The organism is Streptomyces sp. NPDC049687 (assembly GCF_044465285.1).
Taxonomy (GTDB): domain Bacteria; phylum Actinomycetota; class Actinomycetes; order Streptomycetales; family Streptomycetaceae; genus Streptomyces.
On record NZ_JBITLN010000013.1, the window covers coordinates 1 to 26074 of the forward strand.

General features: G+C 68.5%; 18 protein-coding genes and 1 pseudogene. 13 read left to right on the forward strand and 6 right to left on the reverse strand.

Features of this window, described 5'->3' with window-relative positions; genetic code table 11:
* From ACIBVL_RS32770 to ACIBVL_RS32800, 7 genes and pseudogenes are all read left to right on the forward strand, one after another.
* Window positions 1-354 (forward strand): annotated as a pseudogene (locus tag ACIBVL_RS32770) (FMNH2-dependent monooxygenase); the annotation flags it as partial.
* A gap of 11 nt (window positions 355-365) precedes the next feature.
* Complete coding sequence (locus ACIBVL_RS32775; protein ID WP_399102866.1) at window positions 366-1682, forward strand: NtaA/DmoA family FMN-dependent monooxygenase; 1317 nt, start codon at window positions 366-368, stop codon at window positions 1680-1682.
* A gap of 61 nt (window positions 1683-1743) precedes the next feature.
* Window positions 1744-3060: an NtaA/DmoA family FMN-dependent monooxygenase gene (locus ACIBVL_RS32780; RefSeq protein ID WP_399102868.1), complete on the forward strand. Its 1317-nt coding sequence runs from the start codon at window positions 1744-1746 to the stop codon at window positions 3058-3060.
* Window positions 3061-3072: 12 nt separating this feature from the next.
* The gene (locus ACIBVL_RS32785) at window positions 3073-4275 is read left to right on the forward strand and encodes an MFS transporter (protein WP_399102870.1); all 1203 of its coding nucleotides are present in this window, start codon (window positions 3073-3075) and stop codon (window positions 4273-4275) included.
* 123 nt (window positions 4276-4398) lie between these two features.
* The gene (locus ACIBVL_RS32790; protein ID WP_399102872.1) at window positions 4399-5277 is read left to right on the forward strand and encodes an ABC transporter permease; all 879 of its coding nucleotides are present in this window, start codon (window positions 4399-4401) and stop codon (window positions 5275-5277) included.
* Between the two features lie 29 nt (window positions 5278-5306).
* Window positions 5307-6302, forward strand: a complete 996-nt coding sequence (locus ACIBVL_RS32795) for an ABC transporter permease (protein WP_399102874.1) — start codon at window positions 5307-5309, stop codon at window positions 6300-6302.
* Window positions 6303-6618: 316 nt separating this feature from the next.
* Window positions 6619-10428: an ABC transporter ATP-binding protein gene (locus ACIBVL_RS32800; RefSeq protein WP_399102876.1), complete on the forward strand. Its 3810-nt coding sequence runs from the start codon at window positions 6619-6621 to the stop codon at window positions 10426-10428.
* A gap of 92 nt (window positions 10429-10520) precedes the next feature.
* Here ACIBVL_RS32800 and ACIBVL_RS32805 read toward each other — a convergent pair whose 3' ends face one another.
* Both ACIBVL_RS32805 and ACIBVL_RS32810 read right to left on the reverse strand, forming a co-directional pair.
* A complete protein-coding gene (locus tag ACIBVL_RS32805; RefSeq protein ID WP_399102879.1) occupies window positions 10521-11294 on the reverse strand; it encodes a GntR family transcriptional regulator in 774 nt (257 codons plus the stop codon).
* Window positions 11295-11471: 177 nt separating this feature from the next.
* Window positions 11472-11978, reverse strand: a complete 507-nt coding sequence (locus ACIBVL_RS32810) for a riboflavin kinase (protein WP_399102881.1) — start codon at window positions 11976-11978, stop codon at window positions 11472-11474.
* Window positions 11979-12228: 250 nt separating this feature from the next.
* Between ACIBVL_RS32810 and ACIBVL_RS32815 the strand changes: the two genes are divergently transcribed.
* The 4 genes from ACIBVL_RS32815 to ACIBVL_RS32830 all read left to right on the forward strand — a co-directional run bounded on the left by ACIBVL_RS32815 (window position 12229) and on the right by ACIBVL_RS32830 (window position 16927).
* Window positions 12229-12480, forward strand: coding sequence for a hypothetical protein (locus ACIBVL_RS32815; protein ID WP_399102883.1), 252 nt, complete (start codon window positions 12229-12231; stop codon window positions 12478-12480).
* Window positions 12481-13272: 792 nt separating this feature from the next.
* Complete coding sequence (locus ACIBVL_RS32820; protein ID WP_399102885.1) at window positions 13273-14571, forward strand: NtaA/DmoA family FMN-dependent monooxygenase; 1299 nt, start codon at window positions 13273-13275, stop codon at window positions 14569-14571.
* Window position 14572: 1 nt separating this feature from the next.
* Complete coding sequence (locus ACIBVL_RS32825) at window positions 14573-15883, forward strand: NtaA/DmoA family FMN-dependent monooxygenase (RefSeq protein WP_399102887.1); 1311 nt, start codon at window positions 14573-14575, stop codon at window positions 15881-15883.
* Between the two features lie 21 nt (window positions 15884-15904).
* Window positions 15905-16927 carry an MsnO8 family LLM class oxidoreductase gene (locus ACIBVL_RS32830; RefSeq protein WP_399102889.1) on the forward strand — a complete coding sequence of 341 codons (1023 nt, stop codon included), beginning with the start codon at window positions 15905-15907 and terminating at the stop codon, window positions 16925-16927.
* On the opposite strand, the gene ACIBVL_RS32835 is transcribed toward ACIBVL_RS32830, so the two are convergent.
* Complete coding sequence (locus ACIBVL_RS32835) at window positions 16924-18243, reverse strand: NtaA/DmoA family FMN-dependent monooxygenase (protein WP_399102891.1); 1320 nt, start codon at window positions 18241-18243, stop codon at window positions 16924-16926. The genes ACIBVL_RS32830 and ACIBVL_RS32835 overlap by 4 nt on opposite strands.
* A gap of 306 nt (window positions 18244-18549) precedes the next feature.
* Between ACIBVL_RS32835 and ACIBVL_RS32840 the strand changes: the two genes are divergently transcribed.
* Window positions 18550-19677: an MFS transporter gene (locus tag ACIBVL_RS32840; protein ID WP_399103328.1), complete on the forward strand. Its 1128-nt coding sequence runs from the start codon at window positions 18550-18552 to the stop codon at window positions 19675-19677.
* Between the two features lie 464 nt (window positions 19678-20141).
* Here ACIBVL_RS32840 and ACIBVL_RS32845 read toward each other — a convergent pair whose 3' ends face one another.
* The 3 genes from ACIBVL_RS32845 to ACIBVL_RS32855 form a co-directional block, all read right to left on the reverse strand.
* Window positions 20142-21347 (reverse strand): MFS transporter, encoded by a 1206-nt coding sequence (locus tag ACIBVL_RS32845; RefSeq protein WP_399102893.1) that lies wholly within the window; start codon window positions 21345-21347, stop codon window positions 20142-20144.
* A gap of 147 nt (window positions 21348-21494) precedes the next feature.
* On the reverse strand, window positions 21495-23156 hold the full coding sequence (locus ACIBVL_RS32850) for an ABC transporter substrate-binding protein (RefSeq protein WP_399102895.1): 1662 nt from the start codon (window positions 23154-23156) through the stop codon (window positions 21495-21497).
* A gap of 107 nt (window positions 23157-23263) precedes the next feature.
* The gene (locus ACIBVL_RS32855; protein WP_399102897.1) at window positions 23264-24577 is read right to left on the reverse strand and encodes an NtaA/DmoA family FMN-dependent monooxygenase; all 1314 of its coding nucleotides are present in this window, start codon (window positions 24575-24577) and stop codon (window positions 23264-23266) included.
* Window positions 24578-25415: 838 nt separating this feature from the next.
* Between ACIBVL_RS32855 and ACIBVL_RS32860 the strand changes: the two genes are divergently transcribed.
* Window positions 25416-26009, forward strand: a complete 594-nt coding sequence (locus tag ACIBVL_RS32860) for a TetR/AcrR family transcriptional regulator (RefSeq protein WP_399102899.1) — start codon at window positions 25416-25418, stop codon at window positions 26007-26009.
* Window positions 26010-26074 lie beyond the last annotated feature (65 nt).

Genomic DNA, 26074 nt, shown 5'->3' on the forward strand with positions numbered 1-26074 from the left:
CTGGACGAGCCGCTCCCGGAAGGGCTGACCACCAACGGCGAACGCGGATCCCTCGAACACTTCATGCGCGGCGACGGCACCCCCGGCCCCAAGACCCTGCGTCAGATGGTCATGGCTCGCAACAAGCGGGGCCTGGAGCTGGTGGGCACTCCGCAGCAGGTCGCCCAGAAGATGGGTGAGGCCATGGAGGAGATCGGCGGCGACGGCTTCCTGATCAACAAGGGCGGTCGCGACCTGTCCCGGCAGTACATCACCGACATCTGCGACGGCCTGGTCCCCGAACTCCAGCGCCTGGGCCTCACCCGCACCGAGTACACCACATCCACCCTGCGCGAGACGCTCCGCGAGTTCTGAGGACGGGCACGATGACGAAGAAATTCCACCTTGGTTGGTTCATGAACTTCATCCCGCCGGAGTGGGACAGCGAGTGGGCCTCCCCGGACGTGAAGAACTGGGCGAACGGCGACTTCTACGTCGACATGGCCCAGTCGATGGAGCGGGCCTGCTTCGACTTCATGATGATCGAGGACACCGTCATGGTCGCCGACGCGTACGGCGGCACCATGGAAGGCGCGTTGAAGAACTCGATCTTCGCGCCCAAGCACGACCCCGTGCCGCTGGCGGTCAAGGTGGCCGCGAACACCACCCACCTGGGTGTGGTGGCGACGATGTCGACGTCGTTCTACCCGCCGTATCTGCTGGCCCGGGCCTGCTCCACGGTCGACTCGATCGCAGAGGGCCGTTTCGGCTGGAACATCGTCTCCTCCGCCGAGGACCGCGCCGCCCAGAACTTCGGTCTCGAAGGGCTGCCCGAACACGACGAGCGGTACAACGTCGCGGAAGAATACTTCGACGTCGTCAACCAACTCTGGGATTCGTGGGAGCCCGACGCGGTCGTCATGGACCGCGAGACGAACACCTTCGCGGACTACCGCAAGGTCCGCACCATCGACTTCGACGGTAAGTACTTCAAGTCCCGCGGTCCTCTCAACACCGTCCCCTCGCCCCAGCACCGCCCCGCGTTCCTCCAGGCGGGAGCCTCTCCCCGGGGCCGTGCGTTCGCCGCGGGCGCCGCCGACGCCATCGTCGCGGTCGGCACCGGCATCGCGGGCATGAAGGAGTACCGCGACGACATCCGCGCCCGCGCCGAAGCAGCCGGCCGCAACCCCGACCACATCAAACTCCTCTTCTGCGTCTCGCCCACCATCGCCGCCACCGAAGCCGAAGCCCGCGCCGAGGTGGAACGGCTGACCTCGTCCGCCATCTACATCGAGAAGACCCTGGTGAGCATCTCGGCCAACACCGAGATCGACTTCAAGCAGTTCGACCTGGACGAGCCGCTCCCGGAAGGGCTGACCACCAACGGCGAACGCGGATCCCTCGAACACTTCATGCGCGGCGACGGCACCCCCGGCCCCAAGACACTGCGTCAGCTCGCGATCGACTGGGCGAAGACAGGCGTCGAGTTCGTCGGGACCGCGCAGCAGGTCGCCCAGCAGATGGGGGAGGCGATGGAGGAGATCGGCGGCGACGGCTTCCTCATCATGAAGCCCGGCTGGGATCTGAACCGGAAGTACATCCACTCGATCACGGACGGCCTGGTCCCCGCGCTGCAGCGCCTGGGCCTCACCCGCACCGAGTACACCAAGTCCACCCTGCGCGAGACGCTCCGCGAGTTCTGAGCCCACCGCAGACATTCACGGACTTCCACGAGAACCGCGCCAGGACCGAGTAGGAGACATCATGCCGAAGAAGTTCCACATGGGTTGGTTCATGAACTTCATCCCGCCGGAGTGGGACAGCGAGTGGGCCTCCCCGGACGTGAAGAACTGGGCCAACGGCAGGTTCTACGTCGACATGGCCCAGTCGATGGAGCGGGCCTGCTTCGACCTGATCATGATCGAGGACACCGTCATGGTGGCCGACGCCTACGGCGGCACCATGGAAGGGGCGCTGAAGCACTCGGCGTTCGCGCCCAAGCAGGACCCGATCCCGCTGGCCGTTCTGCTCGCCGCCAACACCTCCAAGATGGGTGTGGTGGCGACGATGTCGACGTCGTTCTACCCGCCGTATCTGCTGGCCCGGGCCTGCTCCACGGTCGACTCGATCGCAGAGGGCCGTTTCGGCTGGAACATCGTCTCCTCCGCCGAGGACCGCGCCGCCCAGAACTTCGGTCTCGAAGGGCTGCCCGAACACGACGAGCGGTACAACGTCGCGGAAGAATACTTCGATGTCGTCAACCAACTCTGGGATTCGTGGGAGCCCGACGCGGTCGTCATGGACCGCGAGACGAACACCTTCGCGGACTACCGCAAGGTCCGCACCATCGACTTCGACGGTAAGTACTTCAAGTCCCGCGGTCCTCTCAACACCGTCCCCTCGCCCCAGCACCGCCCCGCGTTCCTCCAGGCGGGAGCCTCTCCCCGGGGCCGTGCGTTCGCCGCGGGCGCCGCCGACGCGATCATCGCGGTCGGCACCGGCATCGCGGGCATGAAGGAGTACCGCGACGACATCCGCGCCCGCGCCGAAGCAGCCGGCCGCAACCCCGACGACATCAAACTCCTCTTCGTCGTCTCGCCCACCATCGCCGCCACCGAAGCCGAAGCCCGCGCCGAGGTCGAGCGGCTTCACCATCACCCGTCGTACATCGAGAAGTCGCTGGTGAACATCTCCTCCAACACCGAGATCGACTTCAAGCAGTTCGACCTGGACGAGCCGCTCCCCGAGGGCCTGACCACCAACGGCGAACGCGGATCCCTCGAGTACTTCATGCGCGGCGACGGCACTCCCGGCCCCAAGACACTGCGCGAGCTGGTGCTGCACCGCGCCAAGCGAGGGCTGGAGCTGGTGGGCACTGCGGAGCAGGTCGCCAAGAAGATGGGCGAGGCGATGGAGGAGGTCGGTGGCGACGGCTTCCTCATCAGCAAGCCCGGCTGGGACCTGTCCCGCAACTACATCAGCGCCATCTGTGACGGCCTGATGCCCGCGCTGCAGCGCCAGGGCCTCACCCGCACCGAGTACACCAAGTCCACCCTGCGCGAGACACTCCGTGAGTTCTGATCGCGTGCGGGTGTGACCACACAGCACACGTCCCACGGCAGCGCGCTTGCCCGGTTCCGGAAATCGGCCGGGCCTGAGCTGACCATGGTCCTGGTCGGGTTCGTGATGGCCATGACCGCGCCGATCGAGCTGCTCTACGCGATCAAGCTGGGACTGAGCCCGTTCCTCGTCACCGTCTTCATCGTGAGCTCCGCGGCGGGACTGATGCTGGTCGACGTCCTGGGAACGCGGGTCGTCACCCGGATCGACGCTCGCTCGACCGCCGTCGTCGGGATGGTGCTCTTCGCGGTCAGCGAGGCCTGTTACGGGCTGGCTGACCGCGCGCCGGCGCTGATCGCCGCCCGGGTCGTGCAGGGCCTGGCCAGCGCTGTGGTCGCCGGAGCGGCACTGCAGGTGACGATTCGGATGCGCGCCCGCCCGCACCGCGCTCTCGGTTCGAACGCGAGCCTGCAGATGCTCGGCGGCTCCGTCGGTACACCGGTCGGCGGCATCCTGGCCACACAGCACGCGGGGGTCGACGGATACCGGATCGCCTTCGCGGTCTGCTGCGGAGCGGGCCTGGCGGCGGGCGCGCTGGTGGTCGTGCTGCTACCGCGTCTGCCGGCCTCGGACGAGGTCGGCAGACCCCGTATCGGTCTGCCCCGCCTCACGGTCGGCCGAGCAGCCCGCGTCGCGCTCGCGCTCGGGCTCATCGGCAACTACCTGCGCAGCGGGATCGAGAACACCGCTTTCCCGCTGATCGGAGACGCGGCGGGTCTCACCGCCGCCGGCATCGGAATCTCCCTGGGCGTGCTCTCCATGGTGGAGATCGCGGTCCTGGGCACCTCGGGTTCGCTGTTCGAGAAGGTCCCTCCTGCTCGGGCGCTCGTGTGGGCGCTCGGACTGGGTGTGGTCGCCTTGGGCACGCTGGCGGTCGCCCGTTCGCTCAGTGGCTTCCTCGCCGCGGCTGTGCTGTTCGGGCTCGTCGACGGAGTCGCTCTGGCAGCACCACCGGTGCTGGTCGTCGCCACCAGCCCGGACCCGTCGATCGCCGTGGCCAACTACCGGATCGCCTGCGGGGTGGGCTCGTTCAGCGGCTCGGGCAGCGTCAACCTGCTCTTCGGGGCGCTGGGGACGACGGGATGCGTGGTCGGCGGAGGGCTGGTCCTGCTGTGCACAGCTGCGTTGGCCGGGTCGAGATTCCTGGGTGAAATGCGCCCGTCCCGCGCGCAATGAACCAGCAACGCAAGTGAACTTGCGGCGATACCACCGAGATGTGCACTGGTGCCCGGTGAATCTCATCAGGAGCCCGTGACCGCAAGGTCGAGGACGAGCGGGCCGTCGAGTTACGGAGGAGCCATGGCTCTTGCTGAGCCCTACGTCGCCAAGGATCTGGTCCCGGTCGGGACCAGGTTCGGTCAAGGCCTCAGACAGTACTTCCAGGGCACGCCGGTGGCCGGTTGGGCCGCCTTCGCCGCACTGGCGATGATGTTCTTCGTCGCGGTCTTCGCCAAGGCCATCGCGCCCTATGACCCGCTGGTGCCTGCCGGGCCGGCGATGTCCGCGCCCGGATCCGGCTATCTCCTAGGCACCGACACGGTGGGACGTGACGTGCTCAGTCGCGTTCTCGTCGGCATGTCCACGAGCTGGTGGGGCGCGCTGGCGGTCGTCGCCTCCGGTGTCCTCTTCGGTGGGCTGATCGGTCTCGTCGCCGGGGCCGTCGGCGGCGTCGTCGACAGCATCCTGATGCGGATCACCGACGTGTTCCTGGCGCTGCCCGGGCCGATCCTGGCGGTCGCGGTGGTCGCGGCCCTCGGCCCGTCCTACTTCCACACCCTCGTCGGCGTCTCGATCGTGTGGTGGCCGTTGTACACGCGCATCATCCGCGCGGAGGTACGCAAGCTGCGGGCCTCTCCCCACATGGAGGCGGCCAAGATCTCGGGGGCCGGACGGAGGCGCCGGCTCACCAGGCACCTGCTGCCCGGAGCCGTCCCGGTCACCATCATCACTGCGAGCCTCGACGTGTCGGCGCTGGTGTTGATGCTCTCGAGCCTGTCGTTCCTCGGTCTGGGCGCGCCGCAGCCGGCGCCGGAACTGGGGGCGATGAGTGCCCAAGGCATGACCAACATCTTCAGCGCGTGGTGGATCCCCGTGTTTCCCGCTGCAGCCGTCGCCCTGATCGCCATCGTCAGCAACTTCGCCGGCGACGCACTCAGGGACCGCATCCGTGACCGCTGACCGGTTCGGACCAACGTGAAGGTGACATCATGCTGCTGATCCTGGGTCGTCGGCTCCTCGGAGCGCTTCCCGTCCTGACCGCACTGGTCCTGGTGGTCTTCATCCTGCAGAAGGTGGCGCCGGTCGATCCGGTCGTGGCACTGGTCGGGGAGAAAGCGCCACCGGAGGTGTACGAGGCCGCACGCCATCAACTGGGACTCGACAAGCCGGTGCCGGCGCAGTTCTTCCTCTACCTGGCGCACGCCGTGCAGGGTGACCTCGGGACTTCGTCGGTGACGCGCACGCTGGTCGCGTCGGACATCATGAAATTCCTGCCGGTCACACTGGAGCTCGTGTTCACGGCTCTCGTGCTGATCACCGTGATCGGGTTCTTCCTGGGGCTGGCCACGGCGCAAGGGTGGCGCGGATCGGGGGTGCTGCGGGTGGTGATGATCTCCGGCGCGTCGGTGCCCGTGTTCCTGGCCTCCCTGCTCGCGATGCTGGTCTTCTACCGCTGGCTCGACCTGCTGCCGGTCACCGGCCAGACATCAGCGTACGACGCACCGTCGGGCCCGACCGGCTTCCTCCTGGCGGACAGCCTGGTGGCGGGTCGGCCCAGCCTGTTCTTCGACGACCTGAAACATCTCATCCTCCCGGCGTTGTGCATCGCGATCGCACCAGCGGTGGCCGTCGGCCGCGTCTTGAGAAGCAGCCTGGAGGGCACCCTCAGAGCGGAGTACACCCGTACGGCCAAGGCCAAGGGCCTGGGCGGGACACAGATCCTCGTCAGGCACGCACTGCGCAACGCCCTCGGCCCGGTGCTCGCGCTGATGGGACTGCAGCTCGCCGGGATGATCGGGAACAGCATCCTGGTCGAGGCGATCTTCGCCAGACCCGGGATCGGCCTGTACATCTCGCAGTCGATCTCCAAGGGAGACTTCAACACCATCGCCGGAATCACGCTGGTCGTCGGCCTCCTCTACGTGGTGGCCAACATCGTCGTCGACGTCCTCCAAGCCGCAGCCGACCCACGGATCGCTGTCTAGGGGTCGGGAACTCCTCGCAGGAGAGTGCGCACGACGTCGAGTTGGCTCGATCGTGTGATGGTCGGCTCGCGAGCTTGCGGCGCTCTGGCCGACCGGGTCGACGTGGTCGTGCGGGGCCCCCGGTTTGCGCCCGAGTCCGTTCGCGCGTGCGGCTGAGCGGGCCTCTGCTCAGTCTTCAGGAACGGTGTGGGAAAGTCCGGTCGTTCGCCGGAGAGCAGGCGGGAGTTCGACGCAGCGCCCCGAGGCGTCGAGGGGCGCAATTGTTCGGCAATGCGGGAGAAGGGGCGCGGAAATCCGCGCCCCTTCTCCTGTGCCCATGACCACTCCACTCGACACGCGCGAAGCAGACTCCCTCGAGCCCGACGTGGAGGTGGACAACCAGTATCGTCCGGTGTACGCGCGTGGGACCCTCCAGTTGCTGGCTCCCCTGCTCGACAGGCGGGCGCGCTTGCGCATCTGGCTCGGCGTCGGGTTCGCCGTCGCCGCGATGGGTCTGATGGGCCTCGTTCCGCTGATCCAGCAGGTCGTTCTCGATGACACGATCCTCTCCGAGAGACGTTCCCGATCCGTCTGGATCACGCTCCTGCTCGTCACCGGACTCGTCAGCTTCCTGGCAAACTACCTGCGCCGTACGATCGGCGGGAGAGTCGCCGTGCACGTCCAGCGCGACCTGCAGATCAAGCTGCACCGGCACATGCAGTACCTGGACGCATCCCGGCGCGACGAGTTGCGTGCCGGGGACGTGATGTCCCGAGCGACATCGGACCTGACCCTGATCCAGATGTTCCTCCAGCAGCTGGGACTGGCCTACGGCAACGTCACCTTGCTCGTTGTGTCGCTGGCCGTGATGGTCGCCCTCTCCCCCCTCCTGGCAGCAGTGATGGTGGTGGCCGTACCCGCGTTCCTCGTCGTGGCCATGAGGTTCCGCAGCCGGTCGTTCCCCGCGAGCTGGATGGACCAGCGGTTCCAGGGCAGCGTGGCCGGGGTCGTGGAGGAGGCGGTCACGGGAGTCCGGGTCGTCAAGGCCTTCGGACAGGAGGAGCAGGAGCAGGCTTCGCTCAACGAGGAGGCACGCAAACTCTTCCAGTCCCGGCTCCGTACCGCGAGGATCACCGCGGTGTTCGGCGCCGGCCTGGATGCCATTCCCGGTCTCACCCAGCTGGCCATCCTCGGCTTCGGGGGCTGGCTCGTCATGGAGGACCAGGTCTCCCTCGGCGTGTTCCTCGCCTTCTCCAGCTACGTCCTGCAGCTGGTCGCCCCGGTCCGCTTCCTGTCCGGGCTGATGGCCACCAGCCAGCAGGCGCGAGCCGGCGCCCAGCGGGTCGTCGAGCTGTTGTCGGTGCAGGCACGCGTGCAGGAGCGTCCCCACGCCGTCCGGCTGGAGAACCCCGCAGGCCTGCTCGAGCTCGACCACGTCGACTTCCGTTACCCCGGCGGCGACCTCGTGTTGCGCGACATCTCGCTGCTGGTGAACCCAGGAGAACGGATCGCCATCGTGGGGGCCTCGGGTTCGGGGAAGTCCACCCTGGCCCACCTCATCGCCCGGTTCCACGACCCCACGTCGGGGGTGGTGCGCATCGACGGCCGCGACGTCCGCGACTACACCCTGGCCTCGCTGCGTGCCGCCGTCGGGATCGTGTTCGAGGAGGGTTTCCTCTTCGGGACGACGATCCGCGACAACATCGCGTTCGGCAGGCCGGCGGCCACCATCGACGAGGTGGAGCACGCGGCGGTCGCAGCCCATGCGCACGGCTTCATCGCCGGACTCCCCGACGGCTACGAAACCGTGGTGGGCGAACGCGGCTTCACCCTGTCCGGCGGGCAACGGCAACGACTCGCACTCGCCCGTGCCGCACTGACCAGCCCTCAGGTGCTGGTCCTCGACGATGCCACGTCGGCCATCGACGCACGCACGGAGCACGCCATCCACCGCTCGCTCGGGGAGGTCCTGGCCGAGCGGACGACCGTACTGATCGCCCACCGGCATTCGACCCTGCTCCTGGCGGACCGGGTCATCGTGCTCGACCACGGTCGGATCGTCGACGTCGGGACCGCGGATGAGCTGCTCGAAAGCTCCCAGCTCTTCAGAGAGCTCCTGACCGGACCCGACGCGGACTTCGTGGCAGAGCCCGAGGAACCGGTCGCCGAGCTGGACCCCGCCGCCTGGCCGCAGGGCGTGTCAAGGCTGGGCGCGCCGAAGATCAGCAGCCACACCAGCGAAGCCGCCACGCGGGCGGCGTCCGGCTCGCAGGGCCCCGGTATGAGTGGCGACACCTCGACCCTCGCCGGCCTGGCCACGGTGTCGCCCACGCTGATCGAGGCCGTGGAGCGTCTTCCCGAGCTGCGCGGCGAGCCCGACATCGACCTCGCGCAGGCAGCCGCGCCAGACGACCGGTTCACCATGGGGAGCGCCTTCCGGTCCTTCACAAAGCCGCTGATGCTGGCCTCGCTCATGGTGGTCGTCGACGCCGTGTCGTGGATCGCGACGCCGGTACTGATCAGGTTCGGCATCGACAACGGCGTCCTCCGGGACTCCTTCCGGATGCTGGCCTGGGTCTGTGCGGCCCTCCTGGCCGTGCAAGGCGTCATCTGGGTCAACAGCAGGGTGATGATCTACTTCGCCCAGCGCACCGCCGAACGCATGCTGCTCGGGCTGCGGATGCGTACGTTCGCACACCTGCAACGACTCTCGCTCGACTACTACGAGCAGCACATGGCCGGCAACATCATGACCCGGATGACCTCCGACGTCGAGGCGTTCGCCCAGCTGTTGCAGCAGGGACTGCTGACCGCGATGGTGAGTCTGCTGTCCTGTGCCGGCATCGCCGTCGGCCTCGCCGTGTTCGACGCCCGGCTCGCTCTCGCGGTCTCGGCGGTGCTGCCGCTCCTGCTGGTCTCGACTCTGTGGTTCCGCTCCGCTTCCGGCAAGACCTACCTGATCGCGCGCGATCGGGTGTCGGCTCTCTACGCCAACATGCAGGAGAGCCTCGCCGGCGCCGCGGTCAGCCAGGCCTACGGTCAGCAGGAGGCCAACGAACAGCGGTTCGCGAGGCTGGCCGACTCCTACTGCGAGGCCCGGGTCCGTTCGGCCGAGCTGATCGCCCGGTTCTTCCCGGTACTCCAGTTGCTGAGCACCGTCGCCAAGGCCATCGCGCTCGCGGTCGCCGCTCCGCGTGTCATCGAGGGCGACCTGTCCTACGGGCTGCTGATCGCGTTTCTGCTCTACCTCGACCAGTTCTTCACGCCGATCCAGCAGTTGTCCTTCGTCTTCGACCAATGGCTGCAGGCAAAGGTCGCGGTGGTCCAGCTGCGAGAGCTCCTGCAGACGCCCACGGGTACCCCGCTCGCCGAGGACGCCGTCACTCCGAAGCGCCTGTCCGGCAGGATCTCCCTGGACCAGGTGACGTTCGCCTACCAGAGCACGGGCCTGGTCGCGATGGACGACGTGAGCCTCGAGATCCCGCCCGGGCAGGTCGTCGCCTTGGTCGGCACCACCGGTGCGGGCAAGTCGACTCTGGTCAAGCTGGTCGCCCGGTTCTACGACACGTCCGCGGGCACGGTGAGCGTCGACGGCATCCCGATCCGGCAACTCGACCTGGCGGCCTACCGCCACCAGCTCGGGTTCGTCCCCCAGGAACCCTTCCTCTTCTCGGGCGCGATCCGTTCCAACATCGCCTACGGGAACCCCGAGGCACCCGATCTCCTCGTGGAGCGGGCTGCCCGCGCCGTGGGGGCACACGCCTTCATCGCGGAGCTGCCGCTCGGCTACCACACCCCGGTGAGCGAGCAGGGCCGGTCCCTGTCGGCCGGCCAACGCCAGCTGCTGAGCCTGGCACGGGCACTTGTCGTCGACCCCGCGATCCTGCTGCTCGACGAGGCGACGGCCAACCTGGACCTCGCCACGGAGGCACGCGTCCAGCGAGCGATGGGACTGGTCGCGAGGGGGCGTACGACGCTGCTGATCGCGCATCGGCTGCAGACGGCACGAGCCTGTCAGCGCATCCTGGTCGTGGACAACGGGCTGATCGTGGAGGACGGTTCCCACGACGAGCTCATCGAGCAGGACGGCGCCTATGCGGCGCTGTGGGCGGCGATGGTGGCAAGTGCCGCCCACAGCCACGAGTGAGAGCCGGACACACGCCCGCCCGGCAGGCCGCGGTGGTCGCGGCCTGCCGGGCGGGGTTGTGAGCTGTCCTCCGGCAGGATGATCGGCCTGTGTCAGGCCGATCGGACGGCATTCGCCTGGAAGGCGACGAGGTCGCTCCGCAGCCGGAACTGCGACAGCGCCCTGGCCTGGCCCTGCTCGTCCTCAAGGATGTCCTCCAGGAAGAGCATGGGCGCTCCGACCCCCACGCCCACCAACCGCGCCGACTGCGCGTCGGCCGCGGTCGCACCGATCGTCGTCGACTTGGTTCCGCGGATCCTGATGTCGAAGTGCTTCTCCAGGAACAAGATCGCGTCCGGTTCGTCGACGACGACATCTCGGGACTCCTCGGGGCTCAGCGCGACATAGTTCACCGAGATGCCCAGCACCATGTCGTGCTGCACGAGGAGCGACTCCATCATGACCACGATCCATTCCCCGACGAGCTGCAGCCGCTCACGCACCAAGCCCGGGCAACCCAGGATCTGGTAGTCCAGGGCACGGAGCTGGGCGTGGACGGCGCGCTCGCCGCCGAACGCCTCGACGGGGGCGATCTCGTTGACCCGCAAGGTCGTCACGTTGGCAGAGCGCGTGCCGCGCTTCGGGCTGCGCGTGACCAGTCCGTCCTTGGCCAGCAGCTGCAGGACCGCACGCACGGTGTTGCGGCTCGCCGACAAGGCCTCCGTCAGCTCACCCTCGACCAGGTACAGGCTCTCGGGGCTGCTTTGCAGGGAGGAACGCAGGAGGTCGTAGGCCCTGCGCATCGAGTTGTTCAACCGGTCCGGAGTCTGGCGATGCCGCTGGTACTGCGTCTCCGGGCGCAGCGGCCCGATGGGGTGGGGCGTCACCGCCGACCGCCATGGTTCTGAAGAGTGACGAGGCAGGAAGTCATTCGCACGAGAAAACCCCCTTCAAAAAGGCGTTCAATCCAGCGTGGCCAGGGAAGCACCGGAGTGTTGCCTGAATCGTCCTCAAATGCGACGTGCATATTGCGCTCTTGTGACACTCGGACAGCAGGTCGCTTCTCAGGTGCGGTCGGCGTTGGCGTCGGAGACCAGCTGACGGGCGTTCGAGGACAGCCAGAGCCGGACGTCGGCGATGTCCTGGTGCATCTGCTTGACCAGTGCCTCGCCGTCGGAGAAGCGGCGCTGCGGTCGAATCCTGTGGCATAGGCCGACCCGCAGCCACTGGCCATAGAGGTCGCCGGAGAAGTCCAACAGGTGCGCTTCGAGGAGGCGGACCCCGTCGCGACCGTAGAAGGTGGCCCTCCGCCCGACCGACACGGCTGCGCCGTAGGTGTCGCCTTCGGGCAGCTGCACGAGCCCGGCCCATACACCGTCGCTCGCGCTCCCGTCGCCCAGCACGAGGTTGGCGGTGGGGAAGCCGAGCTCGCGGCCTCGCCGGTCGCCATGCTCGACCGGTCCTTGGATGAGCCCCGCCTGCGTGGGAGCTGCTCTGTCCGGGGAGCGGCGATGCCTCGGTCGCGCACCGAACGGCATGCGGAGGACGGCGCCGGCCAAGATCGAGTCCATGATGTCTGCCTCCTGCGGCACGGGGACGGGTTGGTCAAGGACCAGTGCGCCGGATCCCCGTTGCGGGCGACCGAACCGGCGGTGACGTCTGGATTACGCCGTTCGGGTCCGCGATGCGCATGTCCGCCGAGCGCTTCGGGCGTCGGCGAGGACACCGCACGCCTTCCTCCCCGAGGCGCCACGGCCAGCGCAAAGGACCCGCAACCAGTGAGTGACCCCCGAGCAACAGCGGCGCGCTTGACTCCTCGGCATGAAGTCCGGAGACACCAGGTACGGGCGCTGGAACGGCGCTCGGCGCAAGACGCCTCGCGACCATCGCGCCATCGCATCGGACCGGGCCACTCGCCGCATCCGGCTGCTGGTCGACGCCGCCCGGCAGGCCGACCCCACGGAACTCAACCACGAGTGGCTGGCCGACCGGACGGGGGTCCCGCTCGGTTATCTCGTCTGGCGATACCCGACCGCCGCGGACCTGCGTGTCCTCGCCTCGCTGTCCATGTAAGCCGCGCTCCGGTCCATGGCCCGGCGAGTCGACGGGCGCGATCAGCGGCCGGACGTAGAGGACCGGGGCGAAGGCCTCCTGTCGTGGCGACGGGAGTCCGGGACGCCATTCACACGAGGGCGGCTCGACGCGGTACGCGTGCGGTGCGTCGGAGGCCTGGCGGCGGGCGCCGCCGGTGACGAGGCGTCCGCCTACGGCCTTGACGCGGTCCAGGGCGGGCATGCTGCCAGGACCCTGGAAGAGGGCCCCATGAGAAGGACGACTGCCTGCGGCGGCCTGCCGGGGCGGCCTGAGCGTCCGACGGCGGGCAAGGCGTGGACCGACTCCGGTGGGCCGTGTGATCGGCGCCGTCTGGAGCAGCGGGCGGACGCCGAGGTGCGGATCGTACCTATTTCGCCGCGGTACGCGGGGTTCCGCCGGCGCCCGGCCTCTGAGCCCGGTGGCGGCGGTCGGACGGCGGCGCTCCAGTCCCGGGTGCTGGGCCGGTTGTGGCCGCTGGTGCGCCCGGAGACGGCACCGCGCCGGCACCGCGACCTGCTCGCAAGCCGCCACGCGGGGAGATCCCGGACAAGCGCCCGGACCGGCCGCGCACCGTTCGTTCGATCCGCGCGCCTTGGGTCGCGCCGGTCACCCCAGACCTGCTCACCGTTCGTCCGCCGCGTGTGTTACCGCTCCGGCAGCGGCGGCCTCGACGACCCGGCGGCAGCGCAATGGCGGGGGTACCAAGCAGACATTGCGGGGTAATGGCCCGCTGGTCCTCTCGATACGAGCACATCGAGAGGACGGTAGGGCATGGCAGGAAAGTTTCATCTGGGATGGTTCCTGAACTTCGTCGCGGACGAATGGAACGGGAATTGGGGGGACGGCGGACGCGACTTCACCGGTGACTTCTACGTCGAGATGGCCAAGGATCTGGAGCGGGCCAAGTTCGACTATGTGCTGATCGAGGACAAGCTCATGGTGTCGACCGCTTTCGGCGGCACGATGGAGCACGACCTCAAACACGGGGTGAACCCCAAGCACGACCCCGTTCCGCTCGCCCTGCTGATGGGCAATGCCACGAGCCGGCTGGGCGTCATCCCGACGATGTCGACCAGCTTCTATCCCCCGTTCCTGCTGGCCCGGCTGTCCAGCACCATCGACCACATCACCAAGGGACGGTTCGGCTGGAACGTCGTGACGTCGGGCGAGGACCGGGCCGCGCAGAACTTCGGCCTCGACAAGCTCTACGAGCACGACGAGCGCTACGTCCGTGCCAGTGAGTACCTCGAGCTGGTCAGCAGGCTCTGGGAGTCGTGGGAGCCGGACGCGATCGTGCGCGACTACGCCACCGGTACGTACGCCGACCACACCAAGGTCCACACGATCGACTTCGAAGGCAAGTACTTCAAGTCCCGAGGCCCGCTGAACACCGCACCGTCCCCGCAGCACCGCCCTTCGATCGCCCAGGCCGGCGCGTCACCGCCGGGACGCGAGCTCGCGGCCCAGCATGCCGACACGATCGTCGCCCCGTCGGACGGAGTCGAGGCGATGAAGGCCTACCGCGACGACATCCACGCCCGGATGCGCGCCCATGGCCGCGACCCCGCGCACTGCAAGGTCCTCTACATCGTCGCCCCGATCGTCGCCGACACGACGGAGGAGGCGCTGGCCAAGCGGGAGCGGTGGTTCAACGACCCCCGCTACATCGAGTACATGCTGGCCGAGATCTCGTCCATCACCGAGATCGACTTCGCCCAGTTCGACCTCGACAAGCCGCTGCCGGAAGTGTGGACGAACGGCGAACGCGGCGCGCTGAACAGCTTCATCTCCCGCGGCAAGGACAAGACGCTGCGCGAGCTGGTCACCGGCAGCGGCCTGAGCGGCAACGTCCAGTTCACCGGCACGCCCGAGGAGGTCGCCGCGGAGATGGCCGCGGTGATGGACGAGGTCGGCGGCGACGGGTTCCTCATCACCAGTCCGGTGATGCGGCTCAACCGCCGCTACGTCACCGAGATCACCGACGGACTGATACCCGCGTTGCAGAAAATGGGCCGCACCCGTCAGGAGTACACCACCACCATGCTGCGCGATCACCTGCGGGAGTTCTGACATGGCCGCCAAGAAGTTCCACATGGGCTGGTTCATGAACTTCACGACGAACGAGTGGAACACACCGTTCGGCAACGACGGCATGCCCTGGAACGGGAAGTTCTACATCGAGATGGCCCAGGCGATGGAGCGGGCCTGCTTCGACTACATCATGATCGAGGACACGCTCATGGTGTCCGAGGCCTACGGTGGAACCTCCGAGGCGTATCTGAAGTACGCCAGCATGGCGCCCAAGGGCGACCCGTCGCCGCTGGCCGCGATCATGGCGGCGGCCACCTCCAGGATGGGCGTGGTCGCGACGATGTCGACGACCTTCTACCCGCCCTTCATGCTGGCCCGGCTCTGCTCCACGCTGGACAGCATCGCCGAGGGGCGCTTCGGCTGGAACATCGTCACCTCGGGCGAGGACGGCTCGGCGCAGAACTTCGGCATGGACAAGCTCACCGAGCACGACCTGCGCTACGACAAGGCGGACGAGTACGTCGACCTGGTGTGCAGGCTCTGGGACTCGTGGGAGCCGGACGCGGTGGTCCGTGACCGGGAGACCAACACGTACGCGGACTTCAAGAAGGTCCGCCCCATCAACTTCTCGGGCAAGTACTACAAGTCCCGCGGCCCGCTGAACACAGTGCGCTCCCCGCAGGGCCGTCCGGTCTTCGTCCAGGCGGGCGGGTCGCCGCGCGGCAGGCAGTTCGCCGCCAAGTCCGCCGACTCGATCATCGCCGTGGCCAACGGGGTGGAGGGAATGAAGTCCTACCGGGATGACGTAAGGGCCCGGGCCGCGGCGCAGGGCCGCAACCCCGACGACATCAAGGTGCTGTTCGTCATAGGCCCCGTCCTCGGTGCCACCGAGGAGGAGGCGCGTGCGAAGAAGCAGCGCATGGACTCCGATCCTGACGCGATCATGCAGTCGCTGGCCGGGCTGTCGTCCGTCACCGACATCGACTTCTCCCAGTTCGACCTCGACAAGCCGCTTCCCCGTCTGGAGACCAACGGTGAGCGGGGATCGCTGGACAAGTTCGCCCAGTGGGGCAGCAACAAGACGCTGCGCCAGCTCGTCCTCGACAACGGCGGGACGTCGGACTCCATCGAACTGGTCGGCACGCCCGATCAGGTCGCCGAGAAGATGGAAGAGGCCAACGAGGCGATGGGCGGTGGAGACGGCTTCCTGATCAGCGCCCCGTACATGCGGGTCAGCAAGCAGTACATCACCGAGATCTGTGAAGGGCTCATCCCCGCGCTGCAGCGTCGCGGGCTGACCCGCACGCAGTACACGACGTCGCAGCTGCGCGACACGTTGCGCGAGTTCTGATTGCGTTACTCGATCCTGGACATGTCGCCCGTCCCGCCCGGCGGGACGGGCACGGATGCCTTCAAGCAGAGCGCGTCGCTGATCTCGGTCGCGGAGCGAGCGGGTTACGAACGGTACTGGGTCGCCGAGCACCACGGCATCGGTCACCGCAACGCTGGGTCGGCACCCGAGGTGCTGATCGCGCACCTGGCCACGCTGACCTCGCGCATCCGCGTCGGCTCGGGGGCGGTGCTGGTCGACAAGTACCGTCCGTACAAGGTGGCCGACACCTTCCGCGTGCTGCACGCCTTGTTCCCCGGCCGCATCGACCTGGGCGTCGGGCGGGGCAGCAGCCCACCGCCGGTGGAGGCGGCCCTGGGTGGCGCGGACGACTACGACGACGACCCCAAGTTCGCCGCGCTGGCCGCGGCGACCGCGCTGATGGGGTATCGGGAGCAGTTGGCCGAGCTGCTGGCGTGGCTCTCGCACGACTTCCCGCCGGAGCACCCTTTTACCGCGTATCCGCTCTCCCCGGGCGTGGCGGGCGGGCCACAGCCGTGGCTGCTCGGGTCCAGTGCCGAGAGCGCCGTCCTGGCCGGCCAACTCGGCATGCGGTACTGCTTCGCCGCGTTCCTCAATCCGCGGGACGCGCCGTCGGTGCTGTCGATCTATCGCTCGGCGTTCCGCCCGTCTTCCGGCGGGGCGGTGCCCCACGCGATGCTCGCCGTCAGCGCGGTCTGCGCCCCGACCGACGAAGAGGCCGACATGCTGCGCGCGGGCGCCGAACTGCACGCCCGCCGTGTCGCGGACCGGGACCCCGCCGTCGATCTGCCACTGCCGACCCCGGCGCGCGCGCTCGCCGAACTCGGCCACGTTCCGGCACCGGTCGCCGTCAAACCGGGTCACTGGCCACGCCACCTGTCCGGGTCACCGGAGCGGATGCGCGAGCAGCTCGCGCTGATCGGCGCCGAGAGCGGAGCTCAGGAGCTGATGATCTGCGACCTCGTGGGCGATCACACCGCCCGCCTGCGGTCCTACGAACTGCTCGCCCGGCGGCCTGTCTAGAAGGCGCGCAGGTTGCCGCGCAGATGCGGGTGGTCGTAGCGGGTGCGGGACAGGCCGCGGGCCTGGAGTTCGGGGACCAGCCCGTCGGTGATCTCGGCGATGGTGCGGCGGTTGAGCGGACTGACGTTGAACAGCAGCCCGTCGCCACCGACCTCCGACATGATGGTGTCCACCTGGTCCGCGACCTCGGCGGGGGTGCCGACCGGCTCGAACGCGTAACCCCCGGCCGCGACTTCACGCAGCGTCGCCTGCTCGCCCTTGCCGAGCCGCAGCGCCAGCGAGCTCTGGTGGCCGTTGGTGCTGAACGTGGTCTGGAGCTGCCCGAGCGGCGTGTCGACGTCGTAGCCGGAGAAGTCGATGTCGGTGATGAACCCCATGCCGGCCAGCCCACGCTCCGGGTGCTGCCACGCCTCGTCGTCGTGGCGGGCCTTGCGGTCGCGTGCCTCGGCCGTGGTCTCGCCGAGGTACGGGGTGATGAGGAACAGGATCTTGATCTCGTCCGGGTCGCGTCCGGCGGCCGCCGCGCGGGCCCGCACGTCGTCGCGGTACTCCTTCATCATTTCCGGCGTGTTGGCCGAGGCGATGACGCTGTCGGCGTTACGCGCCGCGAACTCGCGTCCGCGCGCCGATCCGCCCGCCTGGACCAGGGCCGGACGGCCCTGCGGGGAAGGGGCGGTGTTCAGCGGACCACGGGACGTGAAGTACGTGCCGCTGAAGTCGACCGGGTTGACCTTGGTGTGCTCGGCGAAGACCCCGGCGGCGATGTCGGCCCGGATAGAGTCCGGCTCCCACGACCCCCACAGCTGCTTCACCAGGTCCGTCATCTCCTGCGCCATGTCGTAGCGCAGGTCGTGCGGCGGCTGGGCATCCTTGCCGTAGTTCTGGGCCGCCCGGTCGGAGCTGCCGGTGACGATGTTCCACCCGGCGCGGCCGGCGGAGAGACCGTCGAGTGTGGCGACGAGCCGGGCCAGCAGGAACGGCGGGTATTCCGTCACGGTCAGCGTCGGGACGACGCCCAGGCGCCGCGTCGCCAGCAGCATGACCGAGGCGAGTACCGCCGGATCGTGTTTGGGCACCGTCATCGCGTTGCTCAGGTAGATCTCCGACGACTGGCCGTAGGCGTCACAGACGAAGCTGCTGTCCTCGATGATCAGGTAGTCGAAGCAGGCACGCTCCAGGGAACGCGCGAAGTCCTGGTGGAAGTCGGGGCGCATCCAGTCGTGCCCGCCCGTGCCGTGCCACGGACTGCGCCAGTCGCTGACCCCGAAGCCGTGGCCGAGGAACCATGCGAGGTGGATGCGCTTGTCGCGGGTCATGACCGTCTCCTTGGTTTTACGCCATCGAACCGGGAGATCGTTTTGGCCGCGTGACGGGAGTCGGCGCTGGTGATTACGCCGGTGTCCGGCTGTCTCGCGGGCGACGCGCCCGCGCAATACGTCCAGAACCACAACGAATCACCGGGTTCATGTCGGCGCGGTCTCTTGAGGCAGGCGGATCTCTGGGGCGTCGAACCGTCGGTGCGCCCACTGCCCAAGGTCGGGAGGTGGCCGGTGGGACTGTCGGTCGAGTACGCCGAACGTGGTGCCGTATGGACGCGTCGGGCGCGATGGTTCCTCCCCTTGATGGCGGCCGGTGGAGTCACGATGAGCTTCACGGCCCCGCTGGAGGTGCTCTACGGCCGCGAGCTTTCGCGAAGCAGCGTGTACATCGGCATCTTCATGCTGGCCTCGGCAGTGGGCGTCATTCTGATCGACGTGTTCGGTACCCGGCTGGTGCCCGGCCTCGACGCCAGGGTCGCCCTCACCGCCGGACTGTCCCTGTTCGGCGTGTCGTCCATCGGGATGGGACTGGCGCCCGACACCGTGCTGCTGATGGCGTCCCGTGTCGTGCAGGGGTTCGGCGGCGGGATGATGCTCGGTGCCGGCCTGCAGGCGGCTGTGCGGGTGCACCCGGTGCCCGGGGAGACGCCCCGTGCCCTGGGGCGGTTCAACGCCGCCTTCCTCTTCGGCGGTGCGGTCGGGTCGCCCGGCGGGCTGCTGCTCGCCGGGCTGATCAGCGGCAAGGCGGGCTATCAGATCGCGTTCGTCGTCACTGGAGTCTGCGCGCTGGCAGCCGCCGTCGTGCTCGCTTTCGCGCTGCCCAGCCTGACGCCGCCCCCCGGCATGCCGCGACCGCGGCTCGGCCTGCCTCGATTCGGCAGGTCGACCGGCGGTGGCGCCGCTCTCGTGCTGGCGATGAGCGGCGAATTCCTCCGCGGCGGCGTGCTGTTCACCGCTCTGCCGCTCGCGGGCGCGGCACGCCAGTACCCCACCGTCGCGATCGCCGTCGGGATCGCGCTCATGTCCGGTTCCGAGATCGCCGTTCTCACCGTGGCGTACCGCATCATCCGGCGCGTCGGAGTCGTCGCCGTGCTCCTCACCGCGTTCGCCCTGGGCGCGGTATGCGCGACGGTGCTCGCCCTCACCTCCGATCTGACGGTCTACCTGGCGATGTCGGTGCTGCTCGGGGTCAGCCTCGCCGGGGCGACCGCGAGCCTTCCCGTGCTGGTGGTCGCCCAGGTCGGCGACTCCTCGGCCGGCTTGGCGAAATTCCGCATCTCGGCCGGCATCGGTGTCCTCGCCGGGACTGTCGGCTGCGCCGTGCTCGGCACGCAGGCCGGGATGGCCGCGCTCTTCTGGCTCATCGCCGTCGTCCTGCTGGGCAGCGTGCAGCTCACCCACTTCGTCGGGCGTCGTGTGGCCATCGCGTAGCCGCCGGCCCGACGAGGGACTGGTCACCCGCGGACCCGAGACCGGACACCGCGTCCACGGCCGCTGTGCCGCTGCCCGTCGACGCGCTCGGCTTGGTGTCCCTTTCGACGACGAGGCGTCCCGTCGGATCGTGGCGCTGCCCTTGAGACGTAGTCCCTGAGTCGGCCGCCGATGGTCCGTGACCGGCTGCGGCTGCGGCTGCCGCCCGTGCGCGCGCTGTCTTCCAGAGCTCGGCGTCACCTGTGCGGCCTCGGGGAGGAGCGGTCCGCCGGCTTCGCCGTGGATGAGCGGACGTCGCCTTGTCCTTGGCTTGAGCTGCGCCCCGTGTGAGTCAGCGGCAGCCGCGCCGCTCGTTCGCCTTCGGGGCACGCCTCCATCGGCGACGCCGCGCCCGGCAGGAAGTAGCTCCGGCCGCGCGGCGACCGGGTTGCCTTCTCCGCGACACCGGTCCGCGTTACAGCCCGTCAGGTTTCCGTGGTCGCGGTCTCCGTGCTCACCGTCATGGGCCTTGCCGTCGTGGGTGACCGCATCAGCTGCGGGTTGCCCAGCAGCGTCGTCGTGAGCGCGGCAAGCCCCACCACGGCCGACACGAGCATGGCCAGGTGGGTACCGAGCAGACTGGACGTAACGCCGAGGATCACCATGCCGGACGGCAGCGCGAGGCCGATCGTGGTGCTCAGCAGGCCGAGCGCGGCGGTGCGTTCGTGGGGGTCGACGGCGTCCACCGACAGGGTCGCCTGCATCGTGCCGAAGTAGGCCTGACCGATCCCTGCCACGCCGAGTGCGAGGAGAGCCACCGCGACTACGGGGGCGTAGGCCAGCACGCCCAGGCAGCACAGGCAGAGAGCCACCGCGAAGGCGTAGGACGCGCCCGGCCGCCGGGCCGGCCAGATGACCAGCGCCGCCGCCGTCACCAGTTGCACCGTGCCGGCGGCGGCGCCGATCACCCCGGCCATCGCCGCCCCGGCGCCCAGGCCCTTCGCGATGACCGGGACGAGCGGCATGAACGCGAAGTAGGAGAGGTTGCAGATCACCGTCACCAGGAGGACCACCCTGAGCCCTCGAGAGCGCCGCAGCAACTGCCAGCCCGTCGGGCCCGGCGCGGCCGTGGACGCGGAGTCCGGCCCGACGGTCGCCGGCGCGTCGGCCGGCATCCCGCGGGTCGCGCGCCACAGCAGGACGGTGGAGCAGCCGAGCAGCACCCCGGGAACGGCGAACGCGGTGCCGAGGCCGAACACTCCGATGGTGACGCCGCCGATCAGCGGGCCGAGCATCGTCGCGCTCGCCAGGCCCGCCATCTCGGCGCTGAGCGCGCGATGCGAGTGCTCAGGCCCAGCGATGCGGAACAGCAGTTCGCGCTGCGCGGTCATGTTCACCAGGCCGCCGAACCCGTATGCGAGCATGAACAGGTACACCATCCAGGTCTGGACGGCACCGGTGCTCACGACCGCGATCATCACCGCCGAGATCGGCAGCAGCGTGAGTTCTGTCCAGAGCACGAGCCGGCGCGGCTCCACGTCGCGTCGCGTCCTGGACGCGACATACGCCCCCAGCAGCATCGGCGAGAACATCGCGAACCCGGCGAGCTGGTTGGCGATAGGACGCCCGCCCAGGTGAGTCACCAGGTAGGTCCCGAGGAAAAGTCCGTCCCACCGCGTCAGATGCCACATCCACGAGCTGATCAACAGCTTCGTGAGGGATCCACGCCGATCTTCATGCCCAGCTACGTACACACTGCCTGCCTCAGGACACTGCCGCTCTCGTATGACGCCAGAACTTTCTGGTCAGGCCCTCAAGAAGGCCTGACCAGGTCTTGATCAGACCCTCTTCAGGGACTGCGGCCAGAAAATCGCCGGGTAGTAGGAGTTGTCCTCGATCCCGGTCACGTAGCTGTGCGCGATCGTGGAGTTCGGCGTGATGCACAGCGGGATCCAGATGGCCTCATCAACGATGATCTTGCTGCAGGTCGCGTAGACAGCGTCCGTCTTCGCGGGCGTCGGCTGCTTGACCGCCAGGTCCATCAGCTTGTCGAGTTCCGGGTTCGAGTACTGGAAGAAGTTCAGCGGCTTGGCACCGGTGCGCAGCAGGATCCGCAGCGTGGTGTCGAGGTGCAGCGCGTCCCCGCCGAGGAAGGAGACCAGGATGTCCGGGCGCTTGGAGGCCGGCTGGTTGGGCAGGTCGAACTCCTCGGACGTCGGCAGCTCGCGGACGGTGACGGTGAGGCCCAGCGCCGCCAGCTGGGTCTGGATGAGCTCGGCCATCTGCTGCCGCGGCGCGCCGCCGTCGGAGCCCCAGGCCAGGTCGATCGTCTTCCCCTTCAGGCTTGCCGCCAGCGCCTTGAGCGGGGCGGTGTCCACCTGAGCCGGGAACGGTGCCAGCTTCGAGGAGAGCGTGTTCTCGGGAAAGAGACCCTTCTGGACCGTGGCGAGGCCGCTCCACGCCGTGTCGACGATCGACTTGCGGTCCAGGGCGGTGAGCATGGCCTTGCGCAGCGCCCGGTTGGCGAAGACGCCGGCGTTCGGGTTCAGCCAGATCGCCTCGCCCACGCCGCCGTAGGAATTGATGACCCGGAACTGCGGGTTCTTCTGGTACTGCAGCACGTCCCGGACCGCGAAGCCCTTGGTCACCATGTCGAACGCGCCCGCGTCGAGCTGCAGCTTCTGCGTCGCGATGCTCGGCGTGATCGCGATACGGACGGTTTTGAACGCGGGCTTCTGGCCCCAGTAGCCGGGAAATGCCTCAAGCGTGTAATGGCTGCCCGGCACGAACTCCTTGATGATGTACGGCCCGGTGCCCGCGTCATGCGTCTTCAGCCACTTCTGCGCGAGGTCGCCGCCGGCGGCGTACTTCTTCACCGCGGTGGGACTCGTCGCCAGCGGTTGCCATGGGCAGGCCATGTAGTGGAGGAACGCGTTGTTCGGCGACTTGAGCGTCACGACGAACGTGGTGGGATCGGGCGCCTCGGTCTTGGCCACTCCCGCGACCATGTAGGCGGGGCCCTGGGCGATCTTGGCGCGCCGCTCGAAGGTCTTCCGCCACGACTCCGCGTCCGCGATGGTCCCGTCGTGGAACTTCACGTTCGGCTGCAGCGTGAACGTGTACGTCAGCTGGTCCGGCGATAGCGTCCATGACTTCGCCAGCCCCGGAAGGAACTCCGAGGTACCTGGCTTGTAGCGGACAAGTCCTTCATAGGCGGATTCCATGACCTGGACGCCTTCGCCCTCGTACATGATGTCCGGGTCGGGAACCTGCATATCGGCCAGGAACGGAATCCGCAGGGTGAGCTCCGAACCGCCCGACCCCCCGCCACCGCTGCCCTCGGGACCGCACGCGGCGATCAGTGACGCGAGGCTGACACCGCCGATGGCGAGACCGCCGGCCTTCAAGAATCCGCGGCGGTCCAATCCAGCCGGAAAGTCCGCCGATCTCTGCTGTCGGGGTTCCGTAGTAGCCACCAATGCCTCCTGCTCTGGGCCCACTGTCGACCTGAAAGCACGGCAGTCGCTGGCGTGCCTCCATCTTGCGAGCAGTAAAAGTGCGCCAGGTGACACACTCGCGTCGCATCAGTACCTCTCGGATTGCGCCGTCAGAATTCGAGGAGGTTCTCGCGGAACGTGCTGTGGTTGTAGCCGTCCCTGATGAGGCCGCGCTTCCGCAGGGCGGGCGCCAGGCCGTCCGCGATCTCGGCGATGTTGCGCCGCGTGACGGTCGGCGACATGAGGAAGCCGTCGCCGCCGATCTCCTCCATCGCCTCACCCATCTTCGACGCCACCGTGTCGGGCGAGCCGACGAACGCGAGGCCGGCGTGGGTGTCGACGGTGGCGATGGCCTCGCGCAGCGTCTTGCCGCGGGCGCCTTCGACGAACGTACGCAGGGTGCTCGTCTCACCGTTGCCCCAGACGTCGGGGACTTCCTTGTCGAGATCGAACGTGGAGAAGTCGAATTCTCCGCCGGAGGTGTAGCTCAGCCCCCACAGCCCCCGCTCGATCGCGTGGTCGCTCCAGCGGGCGGCCTGCATGTCCTCCACGCGCGCCTGCGCGACGCGATCGGTGTCACCGAGTACCGGGTCGATGAGGAAGAGGATCTTCAGCGTGGCCGGGTCGCGACCGTACTCCTTCATGCGGCGGTGCATGTCCTGCCGGAACGCCTTCATCTGCTCGATGCCGGTGCCGTGCGCGAGCATCGACTCGGCGTACTTGGCGGCCAGGTCACGGCCCGCCGGCGAGGCCCCGGCCTGCACGATGACCGGACGACGCTGCGGCCCTGGGATGGTGTTGAGCGGTCCGCGGGTCCTGAAGTACTTCCCCTCGAAATCGACCGGATGCACCTTCGTGTGGTCGGCGTAGCGCGGCGTCTCCTGGTCGACGAGGACGGCACCCTCCTCCCAGGAGTCCCACAACGCCCCGACGGCCTCCATCCACTCCTTGGCCATCTCGTACCGCTCGCTGTGCTTCATCAGCGTGTCGTATCCGTACTGCTGCGCCGCCCGCGACGAGCTTCCGGTGACCACGTTCAGTCCGACGCGCCCTTCGGTCAGGTGGTCGAGGGTGGTCATCGTCCGGGCCGCCATGAAGGGGTGGTAGAAGCTCGTCGACAAGGTCACCGCGATGCCGATGTGCTTCGTGCGTTGCGTCAGCAGCGGAATCAGCGGGACGGGGTCGTTCTTCGGGGCCAGCAGACCGTACTTGAGTGTCGTTTCCATCGAGCGGCCGTAGGCGTCCTCGACCATGCTCGTGTCCTCGACCAGCAAGTAGTCGAAGCAAGCCCGCTCTAGCGCCGCTGCCAGGTCGACGAACAGGTCGCCCTTCATCCAGTCGCGGCCGGTGTTACCCGCCCACGGATCCTGCGCCCAGGTCTGAACGCTGAAGCCACTGCCCATGAACCAGCCCAAATGAAACATAACCCCAAGCTGGCTCGCCGATGTTTCCGCGCGCCGAGCCACGCGGTTGCGCTCGCATTGCGCTGCCGGCACATCCCGCCAGCAGGCCTACCGGCGCCCTCAGCCCCCTCCCCGGCAGAAGGATCCCGGCATGTCCTGGCCCCTCCTTCCTGGCCGGACGATCCAACGCGGGCGGCTCCACGCCTGTTACGGCGGCCGCGTCCACCCGCCCATCGCGGACCTCGCCCAAAGTGCATCAGCCCCGACACCACGGCAGACGCTCATTCGTCATGCCGGTCTCCGTACACGGCGTCATGCCTCCCTATACGCCTGCCCCGCTCCCGCTACAGCAAGACGCCCCTGCCATGGCCTGGAGATCGCACCGGAGGACTGCTCTTCGCCGCCCCGGGGACGGCGAAGAACACCCAAGGGCTGTAGAACCCTTGTTTCTGCCGGACGACCCTCGCGTCCACGCTCACATCATCGGCGCGGTCACCGACGGACTGAAGCGGGCGCTGCGCGAGGCTCGGCCCGTGACGAGGGGCCGCGCGGAACTGTCGCGGTTGGGGTGATTCGCCACCATGGGTGGCCCGTACGCCCGGCAGGCCGGGCCGGTCGTCGCCCACGTTCGCGCATCGGCCCCGTCCGGTCGGGCGGTCCGGTTCGGTTCGGTTCGGTTCGGTCGGTCCGCTCCGCCTCGGACCGTGTGCTTCCGGTGGGTGCACGCATCGTGCCGTGCTCGCAGGCGGGGCGGTGGCACCCGATTTGACCGGAGGGGGCCTCCGCTTTATCGTGGAGGCGATTCGGAGACCGCCTCCGTTTTCGTGGGTCGCCGGACCGGAAGAGCGCAGGAGGACGCATGAACACCAGGGAGCAGCAGGGGCGCAAGCCCCGCGCCGACGTCCAGCGCAATCGCGCGGCCCTCCTGGAGGCCGCCCAGCGCCACTTCCTGCGCGACGGGGTCGGTACGTCACTGGAAGCGGTCGCCAAGGAGGCGGGCGTCGGGCCGGGAACGCTGTACCGGCACTTCCCCACCCGTGAGGCCCTGCTGGCGGCCGTGCTCCAGTCCCGCACCGCGGAACTGGTGACCCGCCGCGAGGACATCGCCGGCATCGACGACGCCAGCACGGCGCTGACGCAGTGGCTGCGGGCGATGGAGGACTACCTCAGCGCCTACAGCGGACTGCCCGAACCGCTCATGGCGGCGACCCGGGCGCAGGACCCGGACAATCCGCTCACCGTCCCCTGTGACGAGCTCATCGCCACCACCGACGCGTACGTGCGAGCCGCGCAGCGCACCGGGTACGTGCGCCGGTCGGTGACGGGCTACGACCTGTTCCTCGCGTCCTGTTCGGTCGCCTGGATCAAGGGCACCGGCGCCACTGGGGAGTCGGTCGAGCGGCTGCGGGCGCTCGTCGCCCACGGGTACCGCGAGCCGGGTGACCGCGCCTAGCGGTCGGCGCCTCATCCACGGCCGGGCAGCCGCAACACCCTCGACACCCCGCGGGATCGGGCAAG

What these genes read in the sequence shown, in the direction of transcription:
- ACIBVL_RS32775 (WP_399102866.1), top strand. Translation starts at nt 366, where the DNA reads ATGACGAAGAAATTCCACCTTGGTTGGTTCATGAACTTCATCCCGCCG.
- ACIBVL_RS32780 (WP_399102868.1), top strand. Translation starts at nt 1,744, where the DNA reads ATGCCGAAGAAGTTCCACATGGGTTGGTTCATGAACTTCATCCCGCCG.
- ACIBVL_RS32790 (WP_399102872.1), top strand. Translation starts at nt 4,399, where the DNA reads ATGGCTCTTGCTGAGCCCTACGTCGCCAAGGATCTGGTCCCGGTCGGG.
- ACIBVL_RS32795 (WP_399102874.1), top strand. Translation starts at nt 5,307, where the DNA reads ATGCTGCTGATCCTGGGTCGTCGGCTCCTCGGAGCGCTTCCCGTCCTG.
- ACIBVL_RS32800 (WP_399102876.1), top strand. Translation starts at nt 6,619, where the DNA reads ATGACCACTCCACTCGACACGCGCGAAGCAGACTCCCTCGAGCCCGAC.
- ACIBVL_RS32810 (WP_399102881.1), bottom strand. Translation starts at nt 11,978, where the DNA reads ATGGACTCGATCTTGGCCGGCGCCGTCCTCCGCATGCCGTTCGGTGCG.
- ACIBVL_RS32815 (WP_399102883.1), top strand. Translation starts at nt 12,229, where the DNA reads ATGAAGTCCGGAGACACCAGGTACGGGCGCTGGAACGGCGCTCGGCGC.
- ACIBVL_RS32820 (WP_399102885.1), top strand. Translation starts at nt 13,273, where the DNA reads ATGGCAGGAAAGTTTCATCTGGGATGGTTCCTGAACTTCGTCGCGGAC.
- ACIBVL_RS32825 (WP_399102887.1), top strand. Translation starts at nt 14,573, where the DNA reads ATGGCCGCCAAGAAGTTCCACATGGGCTGGTTCATGAACTTCACGACG.
- ACIBVL_RS32830 (WP_399102889.1), top strand. Translation starts at nt 15,905, where the DNA reads ATGTCGCCCGTCCCGCCCGGCGGGACGGGCACGGATGCCTTCAAGCAG.
- ACIBVL_RS32835 (WP_399102891.1), bottom strand. Translation starts at nt 18,243, where the DNA reads ATGACCCGCGACAAGCGCATCCACCTCGCATGGTTCCTCGGCCACGGC.
- ACIBVL_RS32840 (WP_399103328.1), top strand. Translation starts at nt 18,550, where the DNA reads ATGGCGGCCGGTGGAGTCACGATGAGCTTCACGGCCCCGCTGGAGGTG.
- ACIBVL_RS32845 (WP_399102893.1), bottom strand. Translation starts at nt 21,347, where the DNA reads ATGTGGCATCTGACGCGGTGGGACGGACTTTTCCTCGGGACCTACCTG.
- ACIBVL_RS32855 (WP_399102897.1), bottom strand. Translation starts at nt 24,577, where the DNA reads ATGTTTCATTTGGGCTGGTTCATGGGCAGTGGCTTCAGCGTTCAGACC.
- ACIBVL_RS32860 (WP_399102899.1), top strand. Translation starts at nt 25,416, where the DNA reads ATGAACACCAGGGAGCAGCAGGGGCGCAAGCCCCGCGCCGACGTCCAG.